The sequence below is a fragment of the Corallococcus praedator genome (assembly GCF_003612125.1).
GTDB classification, from domain to species: domain Bacteria; phylum Myxococcota; class Myxococcia; order Myxococcales; family Myxococcaceae; genus Corallococcus; species Corallococcus praedator.
This window is the reverse complement of record NZ_RAWI01000892.1, coordinates 1-480: the sequence shown is the minus strand read 5'-3', so window position 1 is coordinate 480 and position 480 is coordinate 1. Positions and strand designations below refer to the sequence as shown.

Below are 480 nucleotides of genomic sequence, written 5' to 3'. Positions count from 1 at the left end.
TCCTTGAAGAACTCGAGAAGCGGCGCGAGGACGCCCGCGTGGGCGGCGGAGAGCGGCGGATCGCGTCACAGCACGCCAAGGGCAAGCTCACCGCGCGCGAACGCATCGACCTGTTGCTCGACGAGGGCTCCTTCGAGGAGTTCGACATGTTCGTCGAGCCCCGGAGCAACGACTTCGACAAGGGCGAGGCCAAGATTCCCGGCGACGGCGTGGTCACCGGCTGGGGCCGCATCAACGGCCGCCTGATCTTCGTCTTCTCCAAGGATTTCACGGTGTTCGGCGGCTCCCTTTCCGGCGCCCACGCCCAGAAGATCCTCAAGGTCCAGCGCCAGGCCTTGAAGATGGGGGCCCCGATCATCGGCCTCTTCGACGCCGGCGGCGCGCGCATCCAGGAAGGCGTCGAGAGCCTGGCGGGCTATGCCGACATCTTCCTGGAGAACACCCTGGCCTCGGGCGTCATCCCGCAGATCTCCGTCATCA

1 protein-coding gene is annotated in these 480 nt (G+C 66.5%); it reads left to right on the top strand.

Annotated features, from left to right (window positions below):
- A partial coding sequence (locus tag D7Y13_RS42290) for a carboxyl transferase domain-containing protein (protein WP_279637196.1) occupies positions 1-480 on the top strand: 480 nt, incomplete at both ends.